We start from the raw sequence: 16,074 nt of genomic DNA, 5'->3' as shown, positions 1-16,074 counted from the left end.
ACAACAGTTTTTTTAGAGTTTTTTGTTAGTTGTTGAAAAGCCTGCTTCAATTTTGAAACAGGCTTTTTTTCTTTTGTTTTCGAATGCTAAATTATTTTTTACACTTTCCCGAGGGTATAAAGTTGTTCCATTGTTGGGGTTTTACTTCCGCCTTTAGGTTCTAATGTAATTCCAAAAGCTTGTGAAGAATTCGGGTTTTCCAGAATAAATATTTTATTATCATCTTCTTTAAAATTAGATAACAAACCGATGCTTGTTGGCGACAACGGGTCTAATGTTAGTGACCAAACTTGATATTCTTTTCCTTCCGGTGGCGTTGGAAGATCTTTAGCATCTATATAAACTTTGTTGTCTTTTTTGTCCCAATGGACTTCGGCATAAGCGTTTGGCGCAACTTGCTGTCCACCAAGCGGAATTTTTACAATATTTCTATCTCGATAGACATTTAATAATTCCTGAGCTTGTGCGGCATCTTCGCGGGCATTTTCAATTTCTTGTTCTACCAACGCGTTTTGCGCTTTAGATGAACGCAGCGCGTCGCGTAATTCTCTATTTTCATTCAGCACGGTAAATAAACCGATAAGTAATAAAATACTGGCCGCCCAACCAATATAGAGTACAATCTGTCGTTTTTTACTTTTTCTATGTATAGGAATGGTTCCCGTAGCGTTTTCAACTTTAGTCTGAATTGTTTTAAATAATTCTTCGGGATTATACGGTGCAACAGCTGAAGCTAAACTTTCTAAAGCTTTTTCAATTTCTTCAACTTCCTTTTTTATTTCGGGATATTTTTTAAGCTCTGCACTTACGGCTTTACTTTCTTCTTCAGAAAGTGCTCCGTAGATGTAAAGTTCTAAAATGCCTGAATCTATATATTGCTGAATGTTTTTCATGGTACTAAAATTTCCCTAAGCTTATTAATGCAATTTCTATTTCTAGTTTTTAATGTTCCTAACGGCATTTCTAATTCTTTAGATGCGTCGACTTGGGTAAAACCTTTAAAGTAGAGTAGGTCTATTATTTTTTTACAAATAGGTTTTAAAACTTCAATGTATTTTTTAATTCCAATCGCATCAACTTTGCTTGAAAAGCTGTTTTTCTCTTCCAGTATATCTACGAAATAATCTGCGGTTAAGTTTTTTTTCGTGTTTTTAAAACTTTTAGAGCGAGTAGCGTCAATTGCGGTATTTCGCGCGATGTTTAAAAGCCAAGTAAAAAATCTTCCTTTAGAAGCATCATACGATTCTGCATTATTCCAGACTTTTATAAACACATCTTGTAGTATTTCTTCAGCGATTGTTTGTTCGTTTACAATGCTATAAATTATACCAAATGTACTTTCTGAGTATCGTTCGTAAATTCGTTCAAAAGCTTTAGGGTTTTTTTGTTGCAATTCAGCAATTAATCCGTCAGGTTGCATATAGATTTGTTAGAGTGGTTGGCTAAATATATTAAAAATATTGTTCCTATATTAAAAAAGGCTGTCAAACGACAGCCTTTTTTAATTCTATAGGGTTAGATAGAACTATTCTTCTAGCGTTACCGTTCTTTCTACCGGATTAAATGGACTTTTTACAAGTTCTCCATTTTCATCTAAAAGCTCTAATTTAATGGTATTTTCTCCCATTGGTAAACCTTCCATTACGTAAGGAACCCATTCGTCGATCATAAATTCTTGACCGTTAATAGTTGCTCTTACTTTATGATTGGTTAAATCTGTATTTACAAGGAAGAAATCTAGCAATACTTTTTTAGTATCGTCTCCTTTATATGTTCCTTTAGGTCTGCTGTAAAACATATGTGGAGCAGAAAAATCTACATCTAATTGTTGATCTTCTGTAGGATTACCTACCGACATTTTTTGAAGTACAAATGAATTTGGGTTTTTTACAGATTCGTGGTAAGATCTAGATAAAAAAGCCAATACTACGTGATCTCCTTGCGTTAAATCTTTGCTGAAAGAATCTTCGTAATGTGCAGAATAAGGAGCGTTATCTAAAATAAAATGAACGTGTTGCCCTTTATCAGATTCCGCTAAACCTAAATCCATATCGGTTTTTGTTGGCGCAGCTAAATCATAATTTTCCACATCAAAAGCAAAAGTTACTTCACCCGCAGGAACTTTCATAGCATTAGGAAGCGTCATTTTTAAAGAAGCATCGTTAAATTCAGGAGAACCTTCTAACTTGGAAAGCGTAATTTCTGCTTCCTCAGTATCCATTTCATCCATTTCTTGATCTTCAGCTGAATTCATTTCAGTTTCAGCATCCATATTGTCGTCTTTCTTCTTATCGTCTTTACAAGAAGTTGCCAAAATCATTGTCGATAAGGCTAAAAAAAGCGTGATTTTTTTCATAATTGAACATATTTTGTTAGTGATGTGTAAATTTACATTCAAGTATATAGAATACAAATAATTTAAATAAAGCTTAACAATTGCGGTCACTGAATTTATCCGACAGCAATCGCTAATTTTTTGGGCAAAATTTCTGCCGTTGCTTCTTCAATTTCCTGACAAAATTCACCATCGATTTGAAAGGCGATCGGTTTTTTAGCTTTTACGTTTGCTTTTTTAACTGAAATAATTTCCACAAAATCTGAAGAAAGTTTTGCGCCTTCATTCATTGTTTTCAGAATTTCAATAATATCGAATTTCTTAAAAATCAGGACTTCAAAAACACCATCGTCCATTTTTCCATCAGGATTTACAATCGCGCCGGTTCCAAATTTCTTACTGTTTGCAAAAGCGACCATAATGGCTTTTCGCTCTAAAGTTTCTTTTCCGGTTTCAATGGTAAAATCAAACGGACCTTTATTCTGAAAAAGTGTAGGAATACTGTTTAACGCGTAGCCTAATTTTCCTCTAAAATTGCTGCCTTCAAATTCTTTAATTAATTCAGCATTTAAGCCAAAATCACTTATATGTAAACTTAATTCCCCATTAATTTTAATCGCGTCGATCTCTCTAATTTCTTTTCCTAAGGCGGCTTTTATAAAATCTTCGGCTTCTTCGGGTAAATTTAAATCTTTGGCTAAACCATTGGCAGAACCGGCGGGTAAAATTCCGATGCTAATTTTATTTTCGCCCATTGCTTCGGCCACTAATTTTATCGTTCCGTCACCCCCAGCAATTAATACGCGATCGTATTTTTTAGCTGATAATTTTTCATTTATTTTTTCCGCATCATTTTCACCTGTGGTTTTAAAAATATCTAAGGAATCATTCTCGGTTAATTGTTTTTTTACCGCTTTTAATAATTCGGCTTTATTTTCGTCACCACTTACGGGATTTATGACTATAAAAATTTCCATATTCTAATAAAAATATTACTTTGCTAAAGTATTTAATTCGCTCTAGCCAGAGCGTTATTATTTCCTTAATTTATATGAAATTAGCAATTAAAGTTTATCGCGGATACGCAAACGAGCGTGAAATTGTGGTTTTGGGTCATATCTTTAGAAAGCACGCACCCGATATTTACGATTTAAATAAGCGTTGGTATAAACATGCTTGGGCTGTAATTAGAATGTTTACCATAAAAACCTTAGGAAATAAAAAGGTTACCTTTAAATTTAAAGGAAAAGAGGTGAGTACCAAAACCTTAGAAGATGGTCATTTTCGAATGACGTTTCCGTATGATAAAAGTTTAGATAGTGGTTGGCATAAATTTGAGGTTGAAGCGGTGGTTGATGATGAAATTGTAAAATCTAAAGGAGAATTTATAAAACCTTTCCCGGGCGAATACGCCGTCATTTCTGATATCGATGACACGTTTTTAATTTCCCATAGTGGAAATTTCTTTAAAAAAATGTATGTCTTACTGACTAAAAATATAAACAAGCGCCACGTTTTTGAAGAAGTTGTAGACCACTATCGTGTGTTAAATCAATTAAATAAAAATGATGAACACGGAAGCAACGCGTTTTTTTATGTAAGCAGCAGTGAATGGAATTTGTACAATTTTATTATCCAGTTTACCAGAATGCACGATTTCCCGAAAGCGGTTTTAAAATTAAAAGATATAAAAACCGGGGTTGCAGATTTTTTATTTACCGGTGGCGGAAGTCACAACCACAAATTTTATAAGATTAAACATTTAGTTGAATTTTACCCTGAATTACGCTTTATTCTCTTAGGTGACGATTCGCAAAAAGACGCAAAAATTTACGAAGAAATTTGCAAGACATTTCCCGAAAATATTAGCACGGTTTATATTCGGCAAACAAAATCCTCTAAAAAAAGCCATATTATAAAAAGATTAGAAAATATGGAAAGTATGGATGTGCGAACTTGTTATTTTGCAAGTAGTAAAGAAGCCCAAGCGCATACAAAAAAATATCTAGTTTAAATTTTAGCGGAATACCGAAGAAGGAAAAGTTACCACACTTTCATGTCCGTTTTTTCCAACGGTTGCCAAACCAAAAAAGAAATTATCGATGACAATTCCTTCCAATGTAAATTGATTTACATTTCCTACAAAGCGAGAATTGTCCCAAGTGGGTGAAGTTGTTTTTCGCCAATATATTTTATACCCAGCAATATTTTCATTGTCAATTTTATCCCATTTTAATTTAGCTGAAGGTTCTACAATTCCACCGATGCTAACATTTTTTGGAGCGGGTGGAGCCCAAGCTAACGAGGCTAAATTTATAGCATTTACCGCCGTTAGTTTTTTAGCGTAACCAAAATTTACGCCTTCAATTACATCGCCATATTTTATTCCGTTTTCTTCTCGCACATCTTGATGTTGAAGATTATAATTTTCATGCGCTTCCATAATTCTAATTCCGGCGAAACCTAAATCATTAAATGGTTTATGATGACCGCCACGGCCAAAACGGTCTAAGCGATAAATCAACATCGGGTTCATTTCTGGCATATAGGTTTTAGTGGTTTTATAAACATAGCGCGCTAATTGACGTGAAATTCCATCGACTTCACCACCATAATATCGTCGCATCGTTTGTTCTTCTTCGCTTTCAGTAGGATCTACCGGTTCAGAAAAAATTCTAAAACTTCTATTGTCAATTACGCCATCGACCCCTTCAATATTTCCGATCATATCGTTATTAAAAACGCCAATAATATTCCAGTCATTTTCTTTTGCATATTCGGCTAAAAATTTACCCCCGAATAAACCTTGTTCTTCGCCCGACAGCCCCACATATACAATGCTATTTTTAAAGGAATAATTACTTAAAACTCTTGCTGCTTCAAGAGTTCCCGCCATTCCGCTGGCATTATCATTTGCTCCCGGCGCATCGGTAGTAAAATCCGTGGTATTGCTTGCGCGGGAATCGATATCGCCGCTCATCATCACATAATTATTCGGGTTTTCTGTTCCGCGTTGAATAGTAACTACATTTACGATATAGGCTTTTTTAGGAATTCTGTCGCCATCTTCCGGGGTGACTAATTTTCGTTGATAAAAAACCTCTAAGCAGTTATTACATTTTTCAGAAATTCTATCGAATTCGGCTTTAATCCAACGTCTTGCAGCGCCAATTCCTCTGGTGTTTGAAGTAGTATCGCTAAAGGTATTTCGTGTACCAAAATTGACTAAGGTTTGTACAGAATTTTTAATACGGTCAGCTGAAACTTTTTCAATAATTTCATATAAACGCGCGTCGGTTTGTTGCGCGTAAATAGATTGCGTTGAAATTAATAGTAGAAAAATTAACGTGAATTTCAAGCAAACCTGCAAGCGATTAATCCTCATTATCTGAAGTGTTTTTTTGTTTCGGAAACTCTCTATTTTGTAGTTGAACACGCGATTTCGATAAATGATTTCCGTCTTCTAAATCGGCTATAAAACTTACCAATTCTTCGCGTAACTCACAATGTAAATCCCACGTGGAAGAAGCATCTTTAGAACTACATAAACATCTAATTTTTATAGCTTTTTCAGTAGTATCTACCACTTGAACAATTGGCGGATGATCTTCATCCCAATTGTCTTTTCCTTCTAGTAATTCTTCAAACTTTTCGCGTATTTTTTTAACATTAATTCGATAATCCGCATATAAAATGATGGGGCGAATTTGATGCGCGCTCGTCATTGACCAGTTTTCGAAGGTGTTTGAAATAATATATTTTAACGGCACTACTAATCTGCGCCAATCCCAGGTTCTTACTACCATATAGGTGAAGCGAATATCTTCAACATAACCCCAATCTTCATCAATAATGATGGTGTCTCCAATTCGTGCAGGTTTGGTAATAGCAATTTGAATTCCCGCTACAATATTTCCTAAGGTACTTTGTGCTGCGATACCTAAAACTACCGTCGCAACTCCGGCGGAAGCCAATAAAGAAATTCCTAATTTTTCTAAGGAGCGGAATTGAGATAAAATTACAGAAGCCCCGATAATTATCACGACAAAGGTTAAAATTCTACGCGCTACCGAAATATAGGTTAGCATTCGTCGCGCTTCCGAGTTTTCTTCAGCACTGGTATCTCCAATTTTGTTTTCAGCGACATACATCATAAAATAGTCGATTAATCGCATAAAAAACCATGTAATCGAAACAATAACTACAATTAACAAGACCGCATAAATCACACTTGCAAAAGTGCCCGCAAATGAAATGAGTTTATTCAGTAAAATATAAAAACTCAAAACGCTTATAGCGATTCCCGCTGGGGCGGCTAATTTATCGGCAATATGATGCAACCATAATTTATCTGATTTTAGAAAAAGCTTTCTAAGAATATAGATGGTAAATTTTCCAATAAAATAACAAAGCAGAAGGAGTATAAAAGCACCAACAAATTTCCAGATTGGCATGCTCCAGAATTTAATTCTCGCCCAATCCGGCATCATTCTATCTAATTCTCTTGGTCCGTAAACAGCGTATAGCGGATCGATATTTTCAACAGTATTGGAAGAAATTAGCCAAAATGCACCATAATCTTTGTACTTAATACGCTGTAGCCTGAAAATAATATCTCTACCTTTTAAATCTACCGAGCCAAAAACGACACTTCTTCGAGGCTTTCCCGCTACGGCTTTATTGGTAGTGGTGCTAATATCAATTTGTCCGTCAGGTCGATCTGATAGGTCATCCCAATTAATTCGAACACGTTGATTGATTACAAAATATAATTTTTCAGCTAATAAAGCAGCTTCTTCATTGGTTATGTTATCCGGTAATAAATTTAGATTCAACGCATAAGCTGCACTCTCAAAATCATTATTTCTTGCATTGAGTATAAAATGCTCTAAGGTTGCTTGTGGTGATTGTAAATTGAATTTATTAGGAGGTAAACCAATCGATTTATTTAGCCGATCTAAAACATAATACGCCTCTTTGTATTCTTCAATAGCGTTTGCTTTATAATCGCCATCTTGAAGAACGGGCTCTTTGGATGGAAGTGAAGTGTTATTTTTAGAATCTGTAGAATCTTGTAGAACAACCGAAAGATTATTTGCCGTTGAAAGATTTATAATACCTAAAAATGCAAATAGAAAAGTAAGTGGTAAAAGATAGCTTTTTCTCATAATTTTCAATTTACAATGATTCTTTTGTAGAAATTATTATCGTTTTGTTAAATCTAAGCATTTTAAAGACGGAATAAAAAAAGCCGCACGTGTTTGTGCGGCTTTTACTCAAAAAATAAACTAACTTAACTTAAAAACAATATTTATTTTCTGAAGTTAATTTTTCAGCAATCGTGTTTCTCAATTCAACAACGTTTGGCTGATTTTGGTATTTTGTAAAACGTTTAAGTCCCATAAGCATCATGCGTTGTTCATCGCCTGTTGCAAACGAAACAATTCCTTCTTTCGCTTTTTGGTTTACTTTATCTACCGCGTGGTATAAATATAATTTCGCCATTGCGATTTGCTCTTTTTGGTTGTCTTCCCCAAAACGTTTCGCATTCTTTTCAGCTCTTAAAATTCCAGATTCTGCCATATAAATTTCAATAAGAATATCGGCTGAAGCTAATAATAACTGCTGATGCTCTTCTAAATCCGGTCCAAATTTCTGTACCGCACTTCCGGCAGTCATTAAAAATACTTTTTTCAATTTTGCCACCATTTCTTTTTCTTCCGCAAATAATTCTGAATAATCAGGTTTATCCATAGAAGGAATTCCGGTAAGTTCATCTGCCACAGCTTGCGCCGGACCTAACAAATCTACGTGCCCTTTCATCGCTTTTTTAACCAACATTCCTACCGCGAGCATGCGGTTAATTTCGTTGGTTCCTTCGTAAATTCTAGAAATACGCGCGTCTCGCCAAGCCGATTCCATAGGCGTGTCTGCAGAGAATCCCATTCCCCCGAAAACTTGAATACCTTCGTCGCTACAATTTTGAATATCTTCGGAACACGCTACTTTTAAAATAGAACATTCTATAGCATATTCTTCAACCCCTTTTAATTCTGCTTCGGCATGCGAACTTCCGTTATCTTGACGAATTTGAATCCGATCTTCAATATCTTTTGCTGCACGATAAGAAGCTGCTTCACCTACATAAGCTGAAGTCGCCATTTCGGCTAATTTATATTTGATGGCACCAAATTTTGCGATCGGTGTATCAAACTGCACACGATCATTCGCATATTTCACAGCGCTATTGGTTACTCTTCGTTGCGCATCGAGACAAGCGGCAGCTAATTTAATACGACCAACATTTAGCGCGTTCATCGCAATTTTGAATCCGTTGCCTCTTTCGGATAGCATATTTTCTACCGGTACTTTTGTTTCATTGAAAAATACCTGTCGAGTAGAAGAGGAGTGAATTCCTAATTTCTTTTCTTCATCGCCAAAAGACATTCCATTCGGATTTTCTTTGTCGTATTCAACAATAAATCCGGTGATGTTTTTGTCATCTTCAATTCTGGCGAACACGATAAAAAGATCTGCAAAACCTGCATTGGAGATCCACATTTTTTGTCCGCTGATGCTATAATGTTTTCCATCATCAGAAAGTACAGCTTTAGTTTTCCCTGAATTCGCGTCACTTCCCGCTCCCGGCTCAGTTAAGCAATACGCGCCAAACCATTCGCCGGTTGCCAATTTTGGAACATATTTTTTCTTTTGTTCTTCAGTACCGTAAAGCGTAATGGGCATGGTTCCAATTCCGGTATGCGCTCCAAAAGCAGTTGCGATAGAGCCTGTAGCTCCGGAAATATAATCACAAACCAACATGGTTGAAACAAAGCCCATTCCGAGTCCGTCATATTCTTCGGGAACTGCAACACCGAGAAAACCAAGCTCTCCGGCTTTAGCCATGATCTCTTCGGTTAATTTATAGTTCTTCTTTTCAAACTCTTCTTTTTTCGGCCAAATCTCGCGATCTACAAATTCTTTAACCGAATCACGCATCATTTTTTGCTCCTCGTTAAAATCTTCAGGAGTGAATATGTCTTCGCATTTAGTTTCCTTTACTAAAAACTGTCCGCCGCGAAGTTTGTCTTTTGTGTCTGTACTCATGTTTATAAATTTAAGTCTTTAAGTAGGTATAATTTCAGTTTGTTTTAATCAATTTTTTTTAAGAAAGGAATTCATAAACTCCTGCTGCACCTTGTCCCGTACCAACACACATGGTTACCATGCAATATTTATCATTCAGCTTTCTTTTACGCATTTCATCAAAAATTTGCACGGAAAGTTTAGCGCCTGTACAACCTAAGGGATGCCCCATAGAAATAGCGCCACCGTTTACATTTACTTTTTCCTGATCTAAACCAAGTTCACGAATTACGGCAAGCGATTGCGAAGCGAAAGCTTCATTCAACTCAAACAATTCCATATCACTTTGTTTTAGTCCGGCTTGTTTTAATGCTTTTGGAACCGCATGCACAGGTCCAATTCCCATAATTTTTGGTTCAACACCTACGGGCGCATAACTCACCATTCTGGCAATGGGTTCAAGTTTCAATTCTTTTACCATTTCTTCACTCATTACCATTACAAAAGCAGCTCCATCACTTGTTTGTGAAGAGTTTCCGGCAGTTACGCTTCCTCCTTCAGCAAAGACAGGCTTTAATCTTCCCAAGGCTTCGATGGAGGTATCTTCACGCGGACCTTCATCTTTGTTTACGGTATACTTTTTCGTTTTCTTTTTTCCATCTTCCACAAAGGTTTGTTCAATATTTATGGGAACAATTTGCTCTTGAAAACGATCTTCATGTTGTGCTCGCAAAGCTTTTTGATGCGATTGAAAAGCGAATTCATCTTGATCTTCGCGAGAAACCTTGTATTTATTTGCTACCGCTTCGGCGGTTAATCCCATTCCCCAATAATAATCTTCATGGCCTTCTTTGGCTAATTTATAATCGGGAACCGGTTTGTAACCTCCCATCGGGATATAACTCATACTTTCCGCGCCACCGGCAATGATACAATCTGCCATTCCGCTTTGAATTTTTGCGGAAGCGATAGCAATAGTTTCCAGTCCTGAAGCGCAATAACGGTTTACTGTCATTCCGGGAACATCTTCAATTTTAAGTCCCATTAACGAAATGAGCCTTCCCACGTTTAAACCTTGCTCGGCTTCCGGCATAGCGTTTCCTACGATGACATCGTCGATTCTTTTTTTATCGAATTCGGGCAATTTATCCATCATATATTCGATGGTTTCCGCCGCCAATTCATCTGGTCTTTTAAATCTAAAAACCCCGCGGGAAGCTTTTCCTACGGCTGTTCTGTATGCTTTTACTATATATGCTGTCTTATTCATTGTATATTGTATTTTGTATAATGTATATTGAAATTATCTAGTTATAATGTTGATTGTAGTTTGATAATCATATTCTGAATATGACGAATTTCATTTTCAAGAATTTTAAAATCATCTAAATTCATAAAATTTAGATTTTTTGCAATTATCAACTGCGTTTCTAATTCGAATGCCGATCCAAGAGATATACCCAAAAAGTTAGCAAAATCTTTATTTGTTTTTCTTCCACAACCTTCTGCTATGTTTGAAGGAATTGAAACTGCAGATCTTCTAATCTGAGACGTCAATCCGTAAAGCTCTTCGTTTGGAAACTCTTGACTTTTCTTATAAGTTGCAGTAACCAAATCGATAGCATTCTGCCAAACTTTTAACTCTTTGAAATAATTCATAGCATTTCTATTTTACAGTATACAATCTACATTATACACTATACGATTAGTTTCGAAGCGGTTTTCCTTTTTTCAACATATGTTGAAGTCGTTCTAGGGTTTTGCGTTCTCCGGTTAGCGATAAAAATGCTTCTCGTTCTAAATCCAGTAAATATTGTTCACTCACATAAGAAGCCTCAGATAAATCGCCGCCTGCCATGACGTAGGCTAACTTGTTGGCGATTTTCTTATCGTGATCGCTAATATAATTTCCGGCATTCATTTGATCTGTCCCCACGTAAAATGCTCCAAGCGCTTGCTTTCCTAAAACTTTTATATTGCTACGTTGAATAGGTTTTGTATAGCCATTTTCTGCCATCAACAAGGCGTGTTTTTTAGCGATCGCTAATTGACGGTCTTTATTTACCACAATAACGTCTTTTCCTTTTTGAAGAATATTGGTATCAAACGCTTCGTAAGCAGAAGTTGACACTTTTGCCATTCCGATCGTTAGGAAATGTTCACGAAGTCTGTTTAATTCCACATCATCTTTTTCAAAAGTTTCGGAAGCTCTTACCGTCATTTCTTTAGAACCACCGCCGCCAGGAATTACCCCAACGCCAAATTCAACTAAACCAATGTAAGTTTCAGCGTGCGCGACCACTTTATCGGCATGAAGTGAAAGTTCACAACCGCCACCTAAGGCCATATTATGAGGAGCTGCAACCGTTGGAATTGAAGAATAACGCATCCGCATCATCGTGTCTTGAAAATACTTGATCGCCATATTCAATTCATCATATTCTTGCTCTACCGCCATCATAAAAATCATCCCGATATTAGCGCCGACAGAAAAGTTTTTTCCATCATTTGCTACGACTAAACCTTGATAATCTTTTTCAGCAATGTCAATCGCTTTATTAATCCCATCGAGTACGTCGCCCCCAATAGAATTCATTTTACTACGGAATTCAACATTTAAAATTCCATCGCCAAGATCTTCTACTACAACTCCGCTGTTTTTGAAAACCTCTTTCGATTCACGAATGTTATCTAGAATGATAAACGCATCTTGACCAGGAATTTTAGCTTGCTTTTTATCAGGAATGCTGTAGTAATACGTATTTCCTTCCTTAACGGTGTAGAAACTTTCGTTTCCACTTTCTAGCATTTCATTCACCCAAGCAGCCGGTTCGTAACCTTCAGCTTTCATCATTTCAATTCCTTTTTTTACGCCGATAGCATCCCAAATTTGGAACGGACCGTGTTCCCAGCCGAAACCAGCTTTCATACCATCGTCTATTTTATAAAGCTCGTCTGATATTTCAGGAATTCGGTTAGAAACATACGCGAAAAGCGCGGAGAAATTTTTTCGGTAAAAATCGCCTGCTTTATCTTTTCCGTTGATTAAGACTTCAAAACGATCTTCAACTTTATCGATTGTTTTGGTTTGCTCTAGCGTGTCGAATTTCGCGCTTTTTCTATCGCGATACTCCATGGTTTCTAAATCGAGTGATTTTATTTCGCTAGAACCATCTTCTTTCTTAATTTTTTTATAAAACCCTTGTCCGCTTTTACTTCCCAACCATTCCTTTTCCATCATGGTTTCAATAAAATCGGGAAGTTTAAAAAGTTCGTGCTGTTCATCATCAGGCACATTTTCATATAAGCCGTTCGCCACATGAACCAAGGTGTCTAAACCAACCACATCTACCGTTCTGAAGGTGGCAGATTTTTGACGCCCAATTACCGGACCGGTTAATTTATCGACTTCTTCAATAGTCATATCCATATCTTTTACGGTATGGAAAAGACTCATGATACTGAAAATTCCAATTCTATTTCCGATAAAAGCCGGCGTGTCTTTGGCGACTACCGAGTTTTTTCCGAGGAATTTCTCCCCATACATATGGAGAAAATCTAAGGTTTCTTCTGAAGTTTTGGGTCCCGGAATAATTTCGAATAAACGTAAATAACGCGGTGGATTGAAAAAGTGTGTTCCGCAGAAATGTTTTTGGAAATCTTCACTTCTTCCTTCACTCATATATTTTATAGGAATTCCAGACGTGTTGGAAGTAATTAAAGTTCCTTCTTTTCGATGTTTTTCGAGATCATCAAAAACTTTTTTCTTGATATCCAGTTTTTCTACCACGACTTCGATAATCCAATCTACTTCTGAAACTTTTGAAATGTCATCTTCCAGATTTCCGGTTTTAATTCGATTGGCAAAATCTTTATGGTAAATAGGAGAGGGCTTCGATTTTAAAGAGGATTGTAAAGATTCATTTACTACTCTATTTCTAACTTCTTTGTCTTCTAGGGTTAAGCCTTTTTTCTTTTCTTTTTCGTTGAGTTCTCTGGGAACAATATCAAGCAAAAGTACCTCTACGCCAATATTGGCAAAATGACAGGCAATTCCGCTTCCCATAATTCCTGAACCGATAACTGCAACTTTATTGATTCTTCTTTTCATATTATTTTAAGGAAGTTTCAGATTTATATATTTTTTTGTTGTTAATCATTTCCATAATCGTGTTAGCTACATTATTGAAAGTTTTTAAGTCTTCTTCAGAAATAGCTTCTTTCACTACTTCATCAAAGCGAAGCACAACTCCTTTTGAAAATTCGCGCATTTCACGACCAAATTCGGTGAGTTGGATTAATACGCTTCTACCATCTTCAGGGTTTTTTTTCCGCACAATTAACCCTTTATCTTCCATCGCTCGCAAGGTTCGTGAAAGACTAGTTGCTTCCATTCCCATTTTTGGACCGAGTGAGGTAGAGGGTGTTCCTTCCTCTGGGTCAATATTCAATAAGGCAAAACCTGTAGCCATTGTACTGCCTTTTTTACCGGCTTCTTCATTATACATCTTCGCGACGGCAATCCACGTGGCTCTGAGTACATAATCGATGGTTTTTTCTCTCATGATTTTAATTCTTCTTTCAAATATAGAAAAAAATATTATGCACGCATAATAAACGAAGCTAAATTTTATTAAAGATAAAAGGAATGTTATTTTTTTACGAAAAAGCAGTGTTAATAATTTGTTATTCAATTGAATATTAAAGTTGTTGGGAGGTAGGGAGCTTTAAGGTAGGGTTGATTTTTAGGGATAAGAAACAAGGATCGCTAAAAATTCCATTTTTATTCATCTTCCTTAACTTTTTACCACCTTTTGTAACCTTAGGGGATGTAACGCTTTGTGGTTCATGCATACCCACCCCAATAATGCGTCGTATTGGTAATACAATATGCCGCTCCAAAGATAAACCATCGCCGGTGACTCTAAGGTTTTGCTGGTAAAAGTAGTTTCCGGGATTGTTTCATCATCAGAGCTTACCGCTAGCTTGAACAATTCTTCTTGTATGGGCAGGTCATCCTTTTGGCGGTGTACGCTCATCCAAAAGCACAGCTCGGCTTTCTCTGCTTTGGCAGGCCAAGTAATCGCTTTTTTGGGCTTAAATGCATCCAATTTAAAGTGTAATTTTTGTGTACTCAGCACTATTTCACTCATCGTCAACCGGCAATAGCGTTCATAAGGGCTGTGCTCATTAAACTCAAAACCTTCAAGTAGTTTTGGTTTTCCACCCCAAAGTTTTTTCTCCCCAATGGGTGCCGGATTATCGGTACGAGCGGCCAATTGAAGGCGTGTGCGCAAACGGTAAAAAGATTTGGAGTCGGCAAAGCCACGGCTATATAGTTTTAGTCCAATTCTTATTTTTTTAGCCAGCGTAGAGGCTCTTCCAAAATCGGAAGAGGCCTTTTTGGTACGTTCCGTTTGTTTTACTTGGTTTTTTTCCGGTTTGCGCTGTACTATCGTTTTTCCATTGACGGTACGAAAAACCAAATCTCCTAAACTTCCGGTTATTCTGTTATTTTTTCCTAAGTATGCCATCGTTTGTTTTTTTGAATAGTTTCGATAGGGTACTAAACTAACTCGAAGGCATCTCCAATAATTCTTCGGAAATTATTGCAGTTATATTGGAATTATATTGGACTCAACTTGCAGTTATCATACCTTATTTTAAACTCGATTGTTTTTTAAATAATTGTAATACAGTAATTTGATTGAATGAAGATACGTATTTTTAAGCGAAAATTGAGATTTGGGAGGGTGAATTAGTAGTTAGTAATGAGTATTGAGGATGGAGTAGGGAGTGGGGATTTTTTAGATTGTGGTTTTCATTTTGAGTGATTACATGTAATGTGAATGAAAGGAATAGTATCAAGAAGTTTTTTATGTTGATGTTGTTCTCGATACACTTTTTGACTCCATTTCATTTCATCAAAAACCACTCGAACTGACAGTCTTGTTTTTTGTCACTCCGAGTGATTACATGTAATTTGAATGAAAGGAATAGTATCGAGAAGTTTTTTATGTTGAGGTTGTTCTCGATATACTTTTTGACTCCATTTCATTTCATCAAAAACCACTCGAACTGACAGTCTTGTTTTTTGTCACTTCCAGTGATTGCCGTAATGGTGGTGGAAGGAATAGTATCGAGAAGCTTTGTATGTTGAGGTTGTTCTCGATATAGTTTTATTTCCGTTGCACTTCATAAAACCACTCGAACTGACACGGATAAAAACTAAAACTTTTTCTTAGATAGATTGGGAAGCTTTTTATATTCAGAATTTATTAAAGCTTGTTTTTTTACTTTAGACCATTTTTTAATCTTTTTTTCAAAGGCTATGGCATAATTAATTTCAGTAAAATTTGTGTAAAAAACCAAGTTTATCGGTCGGCGTTTATAGGTGTATGAATTTATATGTTCGCCCGAACAATGTTCAGATAATCGTTTAGTTAGGTTTGAGGTAACACCTGTGTAAAATGTTCCGTCAGCACATTCTAATATATAGACAAAATATAACTTCATCGTTTAAATATATGTAATTTTTAAGATTGAGGTTGTTCTCGATACACTTTTTGACTCCATTTCATTTCATCAAAAACCACTCGAACTGACAGTCTTTGGGGGGTCTTGAGATGATCTTTGGCTTCATTTTATTCTTC

Annotated in this window: 14 protein-coding genes; 1 reads left to right on the top strand and 13 read right to left on the bottom strand. The window is 36.2% G+C overall.

Annotated elements, in window-relative coordinates; genetic code table 11:
* Window positions 1–98: 98 nt before the first annotated feature.
* From ACFFGL_RS14325 to ACFFGL_RS14310, 4 genes are all read right to left on the bottom strand, one after another.
* Window positions 99–893 carry an anti-sigma factor gene (locus ACFFGL_RS14325; RefSeq protein WP_309727734.1) on the bottom strand — a complete coding sequence of 265 codons (795 nt, stop codon included), beginning with the start codon at window positions 891–893 and terminating at the stop codon, window positions 99–101.
* A complete protein-coding gene (locus ACFFGL_RS14320; protein ID WP_309727733.1) occupies window positions 890–1,420 on the bottom strand; it encodes an RNA polymerase sigma factor in 531 nt (176 codons plus the stop codon). Before ACFFGL_RS14320 ends, ACFFGL_RS14325 begins: the two co-directional genes overlap by 4 nt.
* Window positions 1,421–1,525: 105 nt before the next feature.
* The gene (locus tag ACFFGL_RS14315; RefSeq protein ID WP_309727732.1) at window positions 1,526–2,356 is read right to left on the bottom strand and encodes a hypothetical protein; all 831 of its coding nucleotides are present in this window, start codon (window positions 2,354–2,356) and stop codon (window positions 1,526–1,528) included.
* 95 nt (window positions 2,357–2,451) lie between these two features.
* Window positions 2,452–3,312, bottom strand: a complete 861-nt coding sequence (locus tag ACFFGL_RS14310; protein WP_309727731.1) for a diacylglycerol/lipid kinase family protein — start codon at window positions 3,310–3,312, stop codon at window positions 2,452–2,454.
* A 74-nt stretch (window positions 3,313–3,386) separates the two neighbouring features.
* Between ACFFGL_RS14310 and ACFFGL_RS14305 the strand changes: the two genes are divergently transcribed.
* Window positions 3,387–4,349 (top strand): App1 family protein, encoded by a 963-nt coding sequence (locus tag ACFFGL_RS14305; RefSeq protein ID WP_309727730.1) that lies wholly within the window; start codon window positions 3,387–3,389, stop codon window positions 4,347–4,349.
* Window positions 4,350–4,352: 3 nt separating this feature from the next.
* Here ACFFGL_RS14305 and ACFFGL_RS14300 read toward each other — a convergent pair whose 3' ends face one another.
* The 9 genes from ACFFGL_RS14300 to ACFFGL_RS14260 all read right to left on the bottom strand — a co-directional run bounded on the left by ACFFGL_RS14300 (window position 4,353) and on the right by ACFFGL_RS14260 (window position 15,937).
* Window positions 4,353–5,720, bottom strand: coding sequence for a M28 family metallopeptidase (locus ACFFGL_RS14300; RefSeq protein WP_309727729.1), 1,368 nt, complete (start codon window positions 5,718–5,720; stop codon window positions 4,353–4,355).
* Window positions 5,710–7,503, bottom strand: a complete 1,794-nt coding sequence (locus tag ACFFGL_RS14295) for a mechanosensitive ion channel family protein (RefSeq protein WP_309727728.1) — start codon at window positions 7,501–7,503, stop codon at window positions 5,710–5,712. The genes ACFFGL_RS14300 and ACFFGL_RS14295 overlap by 11 nt, the downstream gene beginning before the upstream one ends.
* A gap of 130 nt (window positions 7,504–7,633) precedes the next feature.
* Window positions 7,634–9,442, bottom strand: a complete 1,809-nt coding sequence (locus tag ACFFGL_RS14290; RefSeq protein WP_309727727.1) for an acyl-CoA dehydrogenase family protein — start codon at window positions 9,440–9,442, stop codon at window positions 7,634–7,636.
* 58 nt (window positions 9,443–9,500) lie between these two features.
* Window positions 9,501–10,691 carry an acetyl-CoA C-acyltransferase gene (locus ACFFGL_RS14285; protein WP_309727726.1) on the bottom strand — a complete coding sequence of 397 codons (1,191 nt, stop codon included), beginning with the start codon at window positions 10,689–10,691 and terminating at the stop codon, window positions 9,501–9,503.
* 41 nt (window positions 10,692–10,732) lie between these two features.
* Window positions 10,733–11,080: a four helix bundle protein gene (locus ACFFGL_RS14280; protein WP_309727725.1), complete on the bottom strand. Its 348-nt coding sequence runs from the start codon at window positions 11,078–11,080 to the stop codon at window positions 10,733–10,735.
* A gap of 46 nt (window positions 11,081–11,126) precedes the next feature.
* Window positions 11,127–13,532, bottom strand: coding sequence for a 3-hydroxyacyl-CoA dehydrogenase NAD-binding domain-containing protein (locus ACFFGL_RS14275; protein ID WP_309727724.1), 2,406 nt, complete (start codon window positions 13,530–13,532; stop codon window positions 11,127–11,129).
* Window position 13,533: 1 nt separating this feature from the next.
* Window positions 13,534–13,986: a MarR family winged helix-turn-helix transcriptional regulator gene (locus tag ACFFGL_RS14270; RefSeq protein WP_309727723.1), complete on the bottom strand. Its 453-nt coding sequence runs from the start codon at window positions 13,984–13,986 to the stop codon at window positions 13,534–13,536.
* Between the two features lie 231 nt (window positions 13,987–14,217).
* Window positions 14,218–14,955, bottom strand: coding sequence for a hypothetical protein (locus ACFFGL_RS14265; protein WP_309727722.1), 738 nt, complete (start codon window positions 14,953–14,955; stop codon window positions 14,218–14,220).
* A gap of 694 nt (window positions 14,956–15,649) precedes the next feature.
* Window positions 15,650–15,937 carry a GIY-YIG nuclease family protein gene (locus ACFFGL_RS14260; RefSeq protein ID WP_309727721.1) on the bottom strand — a complete coding sequence of 96 codons (288 nt, stop codon included), beginning with the start codon at window positions 15,935–15,937 and terminating at the stop codon, window positions 15,650–15,652.
* Between the last annotated feature and the right edge of the window lie 137 nt (window positions 15,938–16,074).

It is taken from the genome of Mesonia maritima, assembly GCF_042433895.1.
Taxonomy (GTDB): Bacteria; Bacteroidota; Bacteroidia; order Flavobacteriales; family Flavobacteriaceae; genus Mesonia; species Mesonia maritima.
The sequence above is the reverse complement of the archived record's forward strand: the minus strand, read 5'-3'. Positions and strand labels throughout refer to the sequence as shown.

Bases quoted from the DNA above. Each gene is read 5' to 3' on its own strand.
- ACFFGL_RS14325 (WP_309727734.1), bottom strand. From the start codon at position 893: ATGAAAAACATTCAGCAATATATAGATTCAGGCATTTTAGAACTTTAC.
- ACFFGL_RS14320 (WP_309727733.1), bottom strand. From the start codon at position 1,420: ATGCAACCTGACGGATTAATTGCTGAATTGCAACAAAAAAACCCTAAA.
- ACFFGL_RS14315 (WP_309727732.1), bottom strand. From the start codon at position 2,356: ATGAAAAAAATCACGCTTTTTTTAGCCTTATCGACAATGATTTTGGCA.
- ACFFGL_RS14310 (WP_309727731.1), bottom strand. From the start codon at position 3,312: ATGGAAATTTTTATAGTCATAAATCCCGTAAGTGGTGACGAAAATAAA.
- ACFFGL_RS14305 (WP_309727730.1), top strand. From the start codon at position 3,387: ATGAAATTAGCAATTAAAGTTTATCGCGGATACGCAAACGAGCGTGAA.
- ACFFGL_RS14300 (WP_309727729.1), bottom strand. From the start codon at position 5,720: ATGAGGATTAATCGCTTGCAGGTTTGCTTGAAATTCACGTTAATTTTT.
- ACFFGL_RS14295 (WP_309727728.1), bottom strand. From the start codon at position 7,503: ATGAGAAAAAGCTATCTTTTACCACTTACTTTTCTATTTGCATTTTTA.
- ACFFGL_RS14290 (WP_309727727.1), bottom strand. From the start codon at position 9,442: ATGAGTACAGACACAAAAGACAAACTTCGCGGCGGACAGTTTTTAGTA.
- ACFFGL_RS14285 (WP_309727726.1), bottom strand. From the start codon at position 10,691: ATGAATAAGACAGCATATATAGTAAAAGCATACAGAACAGCCGTAGGA.
- ACFFGL_RS14280 (WP_309727725.1), bottom strand. From the start codon at position 11,080: ATGAATTATTTCAAAGAGTTAAAAGTTTGGCAGAATGCTATCGATTTG.
- ACFFGL_RS14275 (WP_309727724.1), bottom strand. From the start codon at position 13,532: ATGAAAAGAAGAATCAATAAAGTTGCAGTTATCGGTTCAGGAATTATG.
- ACFFGL_RS14270 (WP_309727723.1), bottom strand. From the start codon at position 13,986: ATGAGAGAAAAAACCATCGATTATGTACTCAGAGCCACGTGGATTGCC.
- ACFFGL_RS14265 (WP_309727722.1), bottom strand. From the start codon at position 14,955: ATGGCATACTTAGGAAAAAATAACAGAATAACCGGAAGTTTAGGAGAT.
- ACFFGL_RS14260 (WP_309727721.1), bottom strand. From the start codon at position 15,937: ATGAAGTTATATTTTGTCTATATATTAGAATGTGCTGACGGAACATTT.